The 11,476-nt window shown below is 69.0% G+C and carries 3 protein-coding genes; all 3 read left to right on the top strand.

Annotated features, from left to right (window positions below; all coding sequences use genetic code 11):
- Positions 1-261 precede the first annotated feature (261 nt).
- The 3 genes from C6N75_RS31350 (at position 262) to C6N75_RS04930 (ending at position 10,780) form a co-directional block, all read left to right on the top strand.
- Positions 262-1,020 (top strand): hypothetical protein, encoded by a 759-nt coding sequence (locus C6N75_RS31350; protein ID WP_258177232.1) that lies wholly within the window; start codon positions 262-264, stop codon positions 1,018-1,020.
- A gap of 161 nt (positions 1,021-1,181) precedes the next feature.
- Positions 1,182-4,007: a LamG-like jellyroll fold domain-containing protein gene (locus C6N75_RS04935; protein WP_258177231.1), complete on the top strand. Its 2,826-nt coding sequence runs from the start codon at positions 1,182-1,184 to the stop codon at positions 4,005-4,007.
- A gap of 224 nt (positions 4,008-4,231) precedes the next feature.
- Complete coding sequence (locus C6N75_RS04930) at positions 4,232-10,780, top strand: RHS repeat-associated core domain-containing protein (RefSeq protein ID WP_105867603.1); 6,549 nt, start codon at positions 4,232-4,234, stop codon at positions 10,778-10,780.
- The last annotated feature ends 696 nt before the right edge of the window (positions 10,781-11,476 follow it).

The following is an 11,476-nucleotide window of genomic DNA, read 5'->3' as shown; positions in this document are numbered from 1 at the left end:
CCCCGGCGTCCCACCATCCGAACACCCGCAAGCACCCGCACGCGCCCCCCGGCCGCCCAGCCCCTCATCGCCCTGCGTGCCTCACCGCTCACTCTGAATACGCGTCAGGACCCCGCGTGGTTCCCGCCTGCCGGATGACCGGCTGGCTCGTTCGCGTCGCAGGCATAACCGCCAGAACAGTCAGCAAGCGCGCAGAGTAGTGGCGCGATTCGGCTCCGCGTTCGGTTTTTGCTTGACCGGTGCACGTAATAACCGCAGGATGTGGCGAATCTGTGGCGATCATGTGATGTCTGGGGTGGGGAAGTGAACGGGCGGCTGTGGCGGCGCGTGCGCCGGAGAACGACGACGCTGGTGGCGGGGGCGGTTCTGGCCTCCGCCCTTCCGGTGTCGACCGGGGCCGCCGTGGCGGCGGAAGGCGCCGTCACTCCGCCGGCGAAGAACCTGGCGCAGAGCGCTTCGGCGCTGGCGGCGCAGACAGGCACCCCGGTCGAGGTGGAGGCCGAGAGGACCGCGTACTCGACCACGCTGGCCAACCCGGACGGGACTTTCACCCTCAGCCAGTCGACCACCCCGCAGCGGGCGCGTGGCTCGGACGGGACGTGGAAGGGCATCGACCTCACCCTGCAGCGGAGGACGGACGGCTCGATCGGCCCGAAGTCGTCCGTGGTCGACCTGTCGTTCTCGGCGGGCGGCAGCGGCCAGGACATGATCCGGCTCGGCCACGAGCAGGGGTCCGTGACCCTCGGTTGGCCGGAGGGGCTCCCCGTACCGACGCTGGACGGCGCCACCGCCACGTATCCCGAGGTGATGAGCGGGGTCGACCTGCAGCTCACCGCCACCGACACGGGCTACCGCGAGATGCTGGTCGTCAAGACCGCCGAGGCGGCGGCCAATCCCGCTCTCGACAAGGTGACCTTGACGGCGACCGGAGACGGCCTGGACATCGCGTCTAGCGAGGGGGCGGCCTCCAGGCCTTCGACGAGGACGGAAACGCCGTCTTCCAAGGGCCGGCCGGACTGATGTGGGATTCAGCCGGCGACCCCGTCGCGAGAACCGGGGTCTCGCCCCGGGCGCGGAGTGCGGCGGCGTCGGCACGCTCCGCGGCCGCCGCGGCGACAGAGCCGACGGGAACACCGCAGGAGGAGGCTCCCGACTCCGGCGACGCCACCGCGGAGATGCCGGTGCACGTCGAGGAGGGAACGATCTCGGTCGTGCCCGACCCGCGGCTGCTGCGCGGACCGGACACCGTCTACCCGGTCTACATCGACCCCACCCTGGGACTCGGGGTCTCCGAGCGGAGCGTGCTGTCCTCGGACGGCGACCGGTGGTGGAACTTCAACGGCGACCACGGCGTGGGACGCTGCTACCGGGTCGGCCCCTATTACTGCGACGCGGACCACACCAACCGCATGTACTTCGAGTTCGCCCCGACCCGGCTCGCCGGCAAGCACGTGATCGACGCGACGTTCCGTGCGTACGAGACGTGGTCGTTCTCCTGCAGCCCCCACAACCTCCAGCTCTGGCGTACGGACAACATCTCCGAGGGCACCCGCTGGCCCGGCCCGGCGAAGCTCGACCTGATGAGGGACCGCAGCGTCTCCGCGGGGCGAGGCGACCACTGCACTCCCGAACAGCCCGGCAGATGGATCGAGTTCAACGACGCGTCGGCCGAATCGGACGAGAACCTCACCCCCACGGTGCGCAACTTCGCCGACGGCCGCTTCTCCCGTCTCACGCTCATGCTGCAGGCAGCGGACGAGTCGAACGCCGACGCGTGGAAGCGCTTCGACGACAACGCCGAGCTGAAGGTCGTCTACGTCCTCAAGCCCGGCGCGGTCACCGACGACGGGGTCATCCCCGGTAACGGCACCGTGCAGGGTTGCTCCACCTCCGACGCCACGCCGGTGGTGGCCACCCGGCTGGACCCGTTGCTCCAGGCCCGCGTACAGACATCGGTCAAGCCGGCCGGCACAGAGGAGCGGGGTTCGCTGCGGGCCCACTTCTGGGTCGAGCGCAAGATGCCGGACGGATCGTGGAGCGACAGCCGGTACAACGTCCCGTCGACCGGCTACTACATCGACGACACGATCGCCCGACAGCGCCTGACAGGAGGGGTCGACGGAGCCCTGTACCGGGTCCGCTCACTGACCCAGACCTTCTGGACGTACGAGGGGGCGACCACCGCCATGTCCTCCGGCTACCGGCGCTGGTGCTACTTCAAGCTGGACACCACGGCCCCGAAGGCGCCGACGATCACCTCCGCCGGCCCGTACACGGAGTGCACCGTCGACTCCTGTCCGGGCAGGGGCGGCCCCGGAGTCGCCGGTAAATTCACCCTGAAGCCCAACGCCGCGGACAAGGACGTCATCGGCTACCGCTGGCGGCTGCTGACGGAACGGCCGGAGGACACCCACCGCGGCAACGGCTCACAGATCACGATCACCCCCGAGCCGGGCACCGCCGGCGCACAGGTGCTGGTCGTCGAGGCGATCGACGTACGTGATCGCGCCGGTACACCGGCCGAGTTCCACTTCAAGGTCGCCCCGGCGCAAGGAGAGACCAGTCGTTGGCACTTCGACGACGGCACGCCGGACTCCGGGGTCACCAAGGCCGCCGACAGTGCCACCACCGAGGGGGCGCCCCGGCACGACCTGACGTTGTACGGCGACCAGGTGGGCTGGTCGCCCGGCGGACGGAGTGGGACGGGCGACCACTCGTTGATCCTCGGCAGCAACACCGGTGCCGCCGGAGAGCCCGGGCACGCGAGGACATCCGCCGCCCCGGTCAACACCAGGGACTCGTTCACGATCTCCACCTGGGCGTACCTGCACACCGACGAAGGCACCCAGGTGGTCGCCTCAGCCCCGGGGACGTCGGCGTCGGCGGCCTTCAACCTCTACTACTCCGGGTCCTCGAAGAAGTGGGTGTTCAACAGGGCCGTGACCGACTCGGCCGCGCCGTCCTATGTCAAGGCCGCGGTCGCGTCCGAGCCGGTGCAGCGGGCGTGGACACACCTCACCGGTGTCTTCGACACCAAGGGGGACAGCAACAAGAGCAACGACACCATCCAGCTCTTCGTCAACGGCAGACCCCAGGGTGCGCCCGTGGTGCTGGCGGCGGCGAACGCCGCCTACACACCCTGGACGTCGTCCAAGGGCATGTACGTGGGCGGCTCGCAGTCCGGTGAGCACTTCAAGGGCAGAGTCGACGAGATGGCACTGTGGCAACGGGCCCTGACCGGTGAGGAGATCCGGCAGGAGCACAGGCTCGAAGCAGACGGTGCGCCCGCGACCGAACTGGTCGCCCACTGGGACGGCGCCGCGATGACATCCACATCCCTCACCGAGCGCACCGCTTACCTGCGCAGCGACCTGGATCTTTCGGCGACGGGAGCGACACCGGACCAGGAGCTGGACCAGCTCCGCCTCGACGGCAAGTCCGGCCATGCCTCCGGCGCGGGCGCCGTGATCGATGAGACCGCCTCCTTCACGGTGACGGCTTCGGTCAAGCTCGACGGCGCCAGGTTCGCGGCGATGCCCGTCGGAACCAGGGCCCACGTGTTCGGCCAGGCCGCCCCGGGTGACAAGGAGTCGTCCTGGGCCCTGTGGGTGGAGAAGGTGTCCGCCGACGGCTACCTCTGGCGCTTCGGCCGCACGGCCACCGACGCCACCGGGAAGGTCGTCCTCCGGAGCACGACCGAGTCCCAGGATGCCGCCGAGCTGGACACATGGGTGCAGGTCACCGGTGTGTTCGATGCCACCGAGGAGGCGGAAGCCGGCTTCGGCGGCACCCGGCTGTACGTCGGTCCCGCCCGCCAGGACGACGTGGCGACCTCCTCCTTCACCGCCCCTCAGCAGGGCAAGGGAGCCATCGCGGCCGGTCGTGGTCCGGCCGGCGGGGTCAACGGCCACTACCTGCCCGGGTCGCTGACGGAGATGCGGATCTGGGTCGGCGCGATGACCGAGGAGCACGTCAGGACCAAGGTGATGGGCGCCTCCGGCGCCTAGCGGCCGACCGTCCGGTGGCCGTGCCCCACGGCACGGCCACCGGAGGGTAGTTCGCCGCACCTCGTACGACTTCCCCCGGCCGTCGGCTGCGGGGCACGGAACTTGCCGCCGAGCGCGGCTCACCGGAGACGGAAGAAGAAGAATTGAACCGGCCCATACCGGCCGCTCGTAGCGGCGGCCGCACCCGGATCCGCAACCGCCTGGCAGCGGCCATCGGCTTCGCCATGCTTCCCGGCCTGCTGACACCGGTGGCGTTCGCCGCCGACGCCAAGCCACTCGGCAGGCCTGGTCTCGACGCGCCCACGCCCGCCCGTGTCTCACCGTTCACCGCGCGGGTGAACAAGAAGACCGCGGCCATCATGGCGCAAGGGGAGCAACGACTCCGCGCGGACGCGGCTCGCGCTCGGGCCGACCAGAACAGGAAGACCGTGTGGCCGGCGGCGGGCACGGCCACCGTCGACGTGCCGGCCAAGGGGTCGGCGACGGCCTCTCCAGGTGCGCTCCCGGTCACCGTCGCCGCAGACACGGAGCAGAAGGCGGCTGTCGCCCTCGCGGGTCCCGTGACGGTCAACGTCCTGGACCGGCAGCGCACCGAACAGCTCGGCGTCAAGGGTGTCGTGCTGACCCTGACGGCACCTGCCACGGGGGCCAAGGCGCGCGTGGGTGTCGACTACGGCGCCTTCGCCGCCGCGTACGGCGGTGACTGGGCCGGCCGCCTGCAGGTCTTGCAGCTCCCGGACTGCGCACTCAGCGACCCGTCCGCGGCCAAGTGCCGCACCCGGTTGCCGTTGAAGACGTCCAACGACCGGGCCGCCGAACGGCTCGGCGCCGCCGTGACGTTCCGCGAGAGCACGGCCCCGGCCACCGCACCGTCCCACCGGTCCGCGTCGTCGCCCACCGCCGTACGGACGGCGGTTCTCGCCGTGGCCACCGGCGGGCCGAAGTCCGGCGGCGGCGACTACAAAGCCACCCCGCTGTCCCCGGCGTCCACCTGGGAGGCCGGGGGCTCCTCGGGCACCTTCACCTGGTCCTACCCCCTGCGCGTCCCCGCCCCCGCTGCCGGGCCGCAGCCGGAACTGGGCATCTCCTACGACTCCGGCAGCGTGGACGGGCGCACCGCGTCGACCAACAACCAGGGCACGGTCATCGGCGAGGGCTTCGACATCACCTCGTCCTACGTCGAGCGCCGGTACGGAACGTGTGACGACGACGGTCAGACGGACAAGTACGACCTGTGCTGGAAGTACGACAACGCTTCCCTGGTCCTGAACGGCAAGGCCACCGAACTCGTCAAGGACGACACCACCGGCACGTGGCGTCTGAAGAACGACAACGCCTCCACCGTCACGCACTCCACGGGCGCCGACAACGGCGACGACGGCGACGACGTCGCCGCGGGCAAGGGCGACGGCAAGGGCGAGCACTGGACGGTCGTCACCGGCGACGGCGTGAAGTACGTCTTCGGCCTGAACAAGCTGCCCGGCGCCACGGCAGCCGACCGCACCAACTCGACCTGGACCGTCCCCGTCTTCGGCGACGACGCGGGCGAGCCGGGGTACTCCAGCGGATCGGCGTTCTCGGCACGTCACAAGCGGCAGGCCTGGCGGTGGAACCTCGACCTCGTCGAGGACACCCACGGCAACGCCATGACGTACTGGTACACCGCCGAGTCCAACCACTACGACATGCTCGGCGACGACAACACCGGCACGCCGTACACCCGTGGCGGCTACCTCAGCCGGATCCGGTACGGCCAGCGTGCCGACGCCCTCTTCTCCGCCACCCCCGCGGCCTCGCACCAGGCCGTCTTCTCCTACGCCGAGCGCTGCGTCGCCGCCGACTGCGGCTCGCTGACCGAGGACACCCGGGACAAGTGGCCGGACGTCCCCTTCGACGCGGAGTGCAAGGCGGACCAGAAGTGCACCGACAACGTCGGCCCCACCTACTACACCCGCAAGCGGATGACCGGCATCGCCACCCAGGTGTGGGATGCGGCCGCTGCCACCCCCGCGTACGCCTCGGTGGACTCCTGGGCGCTGAAGCAGGACTACATCGACCCAGGTGACACCGGGGACTCCGCCGACCAGTCCCTGTGGCTGTCCGACATCCGCCACACCGGCAAGCGAGGAACGGACCTCAGCCTCGATCCCGTCAAGTTCATCCACGAGTGGCGGCCGAACCGGGTGGACGGCGCCGCCGACGACATCCTCTCCCTGGAGAAGCCCCGGCTGAAGGCGGTCACCTCCGAGACCGGTGCGCAGACCATCGTCGACTACCTGCCGGCCGACTGCCTCGCCGGCCAGACGATGCCCAAGGCGGACTCCAACACCCGCCGCTGCTACCCCGTCCACTGGTCGCCCAACGGTGAGAAGACCCCGGTTCTCGACTGGTTCCAGAAGTACCCGGTGCAGTCGGTGTCCACGGTCGACCCGCACGGCGGGTCCGAGGCGGTGCAGCACACCTACACCTACTCCGGCGGCGGCGCCTGGCACTACAACGAGGACCCCCTCGTCAAGGAGAAGGAACGCACCTGGTCCGTCTGGCGCGGATTCGGGAAGGTCACCCACCTCATCGGACTGGCCGGCAAGACCCAGTCCAAGGAGGTCGCCGTCTACCTCCGCGGTATGCACGGTGACCGTGTCCTGGAGGCGGACGGCAAGACCCTCGACAAGGATGCGCGCAAGACGGCCAAGGTGACCGGGATCAAGGCCCCCGAGATCACCGACAGCGATCAGTACGCCGGCTTCACCCGCGAATCCGTCACCTACAACGGCGCCGAAGAGGTCGGCGGCACCGTCCACGACCCCTGGTCGCGCAGGACCGCCACCCAGCACAAGTCCTACGCCGACACCGAGGCGTACTTCGTCCGCACGTCGGCCACGCACGCCCGTACCCGCGTCACCAGCACCAGTCCGGCGACCGACCGGGTGCGCACCACCTCGACGACCTTCGACGACTACGGCATGGCCGAGACCGTCGAGGACCGCGGCGACAACGCCGTGACGGGCGACGAGAAGTGCACCCGCACCTGGTATGCCCGCAACGACGCGGTGGGCATCAACAGCCTGGTCTCGCGCACCCGCACCACCGCTGAGCCCTGCGCCACCACGGACTCGGAGCTGGACCTCCCGGCGGACTCGACACGGCCCGGCGACGTCGTCTCCGACACCGCCCTGGCCTACGACACCACCGCCTGGAGCGCCGACCAGAAGCCCACCAAGGGCGAGGTCCGGTGGACCGGGCGCGCCAAGGGCTACGGCACGGACGACCAGCCCGTGTGGCAGAAGCTCGCCACCACCACGTACGACACGCTCGGCCGCCCGCTGACGGTCAAGGACACCAACGGCACCACCGCCGCCACCACGACCTACACGCCGGCTGCCGCGGGTCCGCTGACCGCGACCACCGCCACCAACGCCAAGGGGCACAAGTCCAGCACCGTGCTGGACTTCGCCACCGGCGCGGCACTGAAGGTGACGGACCCCAACAACAAGATCACCGAGAGCGAGTACGACAGCCTCGGCCGGGTCACCAAGGTCTGGCTGCCCAACCGGCTCAAGTCCCTCCTCAAGCCCCCCAACTACGTCTACGGCTACCACGTCACCGCGAACGGCGCGTCCTGGGTCTCCACCGATACCGTCACCGGTGAGGGAAGCGGCTACAACACCAGCTACGAGATCTTCGACTCGCTGCTCCGTCTCCGCCAGATCCAGGCGCCGAGCCCGGTCGGCGGCCGGCTCATCGCCGAAACGCTCTACGACGAGCGGGGTCTCGCGGTGTCCTCCCAGTCCGACATCTGGGACGAGAAGAAGACTCCCACCGGGGCGCTGGCACAGACCGACGGCGGACAGGCGCCCCTGCAGACGGACACCGTCTTCGACGGAGTCGGCCGGCCGGTGAAGACGCAGACCAAGGTCAAGAACGTCCTCCGCTGGACGGTCGAGACCACGTATACCGGTGACACCGTCTCCACCACGGCACCCGCGGGCGGCCAGGCGACCAGGACGACCACCAACGCCCTCGGCCAGACCACTGAGCGCCGGGAGTACGGCGGACCGCAGCCCACCGGCACCGACTTCACGGCCACGGCCTACACCTACACCCCCGCCGGACAGCAGTCCGCCGTCAAGGGTCCCGACGACGCCGCCTGGAGCTACGGCTACGACCTGTTCGGTCGTCAGACCAGCGCCACCGACCCCGACAAGGGCAAGTCCACCAGCACCTACGACGACCTGGACCAGGTGGTCACCACCACCGACTCCCGGGGAAGGACCCTCACCACCGAGTACGACGCGCTCGGCCGCAAGACCGGCCTCTGGGACGGTGCGAAGTCCGACGCGACCAAGCTCGCGGCCTGGACCTTCGACACCCTGGCCAAGGGACAGCAGGACACCGCCGTCCGCTACGAGAACGGCGTGAACCAGGCGGCCAGCAAGGCGTACACCCAGAAGATCACGTCCTACGACCCGCTCTACCAGCCGACCGGCTCACAGCTCACCCTCCCGGCGAACGACCCCCTGGTCGCCGCGGGCGTGCCGCAGACGCTGTCCGCCAGCACCCACTACAACCTGGACGGAACCGTCCGACAGGCGGGCAGCCCGGCCGTCGCGGGCCTGCCATCCGAGATGACGGCCTACACCTACGGCGATCTGGGTCAGCAGCTCACCGCCTACGGCACGACCCAGTACCTCCAGTCCGCGCTGTACTCGCCCCAGGGCGACCTGCGTCAGCTCACCCTCGGCACCAGCTCCTCCGCGAAGAAGGCCTACCTCGGCTACGACTATGAGGACGGCACCCGGCGCCTGACCCGCTCCTACGTCACCGACGACGTGCACGGCTACATGCCGCAGGAGCTGAAGTTCCGCCAGGACGACGCGGGCAACGTCACCTCCGTGCACGACGCCGCGACCCTCGGCGGCGCGGGCAAGTCCGACTACCAGTGCTTCACCTACGACGGACACCGCAGGCTCAAGGAAGCCTGGACCCCCAAGACCGCCGACTGCGCGGCATCCGGCCGTACCACCGCCAATCTCGGCGGCGCGGCCCCGTACTGGACCAGCTACACCTACACCGGAGCCGGTCAGCGGGCCACCGAGACGGAGAACACCACCTCCGGCGCGAAGACCACCACGTACACCTACGGCACCTCCACGGGCCAGCCGCACCCGCTGGCGAAGACCACCGGCGCCAGGTCCGCCACCTACTCCCACGACAAGGCGGGCAACACCACCAGCCGCCCCGGGACGCAGGGCAAGCAGACCCTGACCTGGAACACCGAGGGCAAGCTCGTCGGCACCTCCGAGCCGGCCGCCGGCACAAAGCCCGCCCTCAGCACCACCTACCTCTACGACGCCTCCGGCGAGCTGCTGATCCGCCGTTCGGCCGGTGACGGCGACACCGTCCTGTACCTGGGCGGCAACGAGGTCCGCCTCACGGTCAAGGGCGCCACCAGGACCCTCAGCGGCACCCGCTACTACACGGGCGCCGGCAAGACGATCGCCGTCCGCACGGCCACCGCGGGGGTGACCGGCAGCAAGCTCAGCTTCCTCGCCGGCGACCACCACGGCACCAGCAGCCTGGCCCTGGACGCCACGACCCTGGCACTCACCAAGCGTTACACCACCCCCTTCGGCGCCCCGCGCGGCACCGCGGCGACGACCTGGCCCGACGACAAGGCCTTCCTCGGCAAGCCGGCCGACAAGACCACCGGCCTGACCCACATCGGCGCCCGCGAGTACGACCCGGCCATCGGCCAGTTCATCAGTGTCGACCCGGTGCTGATGCTCGACCAGCACCAGTCCCTCAACGGCTACGTCTACGCGAACAACACACCGGTCACCTTCTCCGACCCCACCGGCCTGTGCATGGACCCCGGCACCGGTCACTGCCAGCCCGACGACGGCGGCAAGCGCCCGCCCCAGAAGCCCGACCCGTACCTGCCTGTGACTTCGGGGCCCAGCAGCGGGGGAGCCAACGGCGGCGGGGGTGCAAGTGGCGGCGGTGGATACTCCGGGGGTGGAGGTGGTACCGCATCCTCAGGTGCCAGGTCCGGCAGCATCAACGGCTGGTCCTCCGGCGCTACGTACAATCTGATCAGCCAGAGCTGGGAACCCCGTTTTCGGAATTACGGGAACTTTGCAAGCCTCATCGCAGGTCAAGGCCCCCTCTGGGGGATAGTGCACGAAGAGGGTGAGCGGAATGAATGGGAGACGTCCCGTGCCCTGTTCTTTGGGTGGATCTGGGGTGGAGGATGGCCCCTGGAGCCGCAGCAGAATTTCAGGGGTGGTGACGCTTTCACTGCTGCCCTTGCCAGTGATGCGACCTTCTCCGAATGGCGGGTGAGGCTCGTACGCCAGGCCGTCAGGGATGGCGTGAACGCGAAGTTTGCTAAGGGTGCGGCCGACATCGCCTACAAGGATGCGGGACCTGAGCCGGGAAGTTCGTACTGGAGGTTCAACACGCCGCGTGGTGTCATCAATGACGTCTTGGGTAACGTCACGAACGGCGCGATGGGTACGTCGAATATGGCGGACGCCTTCTTGGGGTCATATACGGGTACGGGGCAGATAACCTCCATCGATGCGAAGAATGGAACAGTTCGCCTCCGTTTTACGGCCAAAAACACATCAGACTGGAATTCCGCCACTCACTTCGTTGAGAGGAGTGAAGACGTGGATGCAGTGGTCGAGCATACTTATGGGGCAACGGTCAAGCAGAATTTCTCTTGGCAGGAGGTTTGGCCGCTAAGTGATTGCCTGTGTGCTTTCGAGTAGTCGGAATGATGGGGTAAATGTGGACGGGATCTTGATGTGAGTGTGTTTTCCTGTGCGACGAAGCGCGCGCGCCCCGGATCGTCCGACAGGCTGTGGGTCGTCATTCGAGCGCTGGCAGCGGTCGTAGTTCTTCTGACGATGGCCGGCTGCGCCCATGTGGAACCCACCACGGTTGTTGGTGTTCAGGCTGTGACGGGCACTTGGGAGACCGCTGACTCGGGTCGCCTGACGCTGGCGGCGGACAGAACCTTCACCACTTCGGGCGTGCGGTGGTCGAGTGCGAAGAAGGGGTGTCCCACAGGTGAGGCTGCCGGGGTATGGGGCTTCTGGAAAGATGAGGGAAAGCCGGGCGGGATGCTCTGGGTCTCGTCCGAAGCCTCTTCCGGAGACTCGCTGGGACTGTCGTTCGCCGATGTGCCTCAGGGGCAGTGTGCGCTGAGCCTCGACGTGATCGACGGAGGCAAGGGCTTGTGTGCGTCCGATGACCCTGACCTTTCCTGCGGACTCGATGTGAGGTTCACCAGGCCGAACAGGTAGAGCGGTTCGGGTCAGTGGACCCACCCGGCCGCCGGGCAAGCCGCCATACGCGTCTGTGGGGCGACCTACTTGGTCAGATTGGGCGGCGGCGTCAGCGGGGTCGCGGCCACCGACTGGGGGGAGGTGGTGCTGGCGAAGGCGGAGGGGGCGGCCATGGTG

The sequence above is a fragment of the Streptomyces solincola genome, assembly GCF_002982015.1.
Classification (GTDB): domain Bacteria; phylum Actinomycetota; class Actinomycetes; order Streptomycetales; family Streptomycetaceae; genus Streptomyces; species Streptomyces solincola.
This window is presented reverse-complemented; position numbering and strand designations above follow the sequence as displayed.

What these genes read in the sequence shown, in the direction of transcription:
- C6N75_RS04930 (WP_105867603.1), top strand. Translation starts at nt 4,232, where the DNA reads ATGCTTCCCGGCCTGCTGACACCGGTGGCGTTCGCCGCCGACGCCAAG.